Annotated in this window: 1 protein-coding gene; it reads left to right on the top strand. The window is 40.2% G+C overall.

The features are described from left to right. Positions 1–182 precede the first annotated feature (182 nt). Positions 183–403: ExbD/TolR family protein (locus B3182_RS04360; RefSeq protein WP_292751689.1), on the top strand; the 221-nt coding region annotated here is incomplete at its 3' end.

The following is a 403-nucleotide window of genomic DNA, read 5'->3' on the forward strand; positions in this document are numbered from 1 at the left end:
GCGTAAGGTGCGTCTTTCTGTTGCCACCATGGATAACTTCGCTTCAGCGTTTCAGTTATTAGTACTGAAATCCGGTGGTCAATTTGATGAAGTGAATTGAGCCAAAAAAGCGGACAGCGGTATTTATTAAAATCAAACATCGACTTTAAAAGCAACCGTCTTAACTTTTTAAGGATTCCGTTATGGCAATGAATATGGGTAGTGATGACACTGCAATGAGTGAAATCAATGTGACGCCTTTGGTAGACGTTATGTTGGTATTGCTGACGATATTTATCGTTACCGCACCTTTATTAACCAACGCGGTACCGGTTAATCTTCCTAAAGCAACGTCCGATCTTTCTTTAACTCAGCCAAATACCATCAGTATTAGTGTGACCGATGATGGTACGGTTTATTTTAC

Source organism: Methylophaga sp. UBA4204, assembly GCF_002379485.1.
GTDB lineage: Bacteria > Pseudomonadota > Gammaproteobacteria > Nitrosococcales > Methylophagaceae > Methylophaga.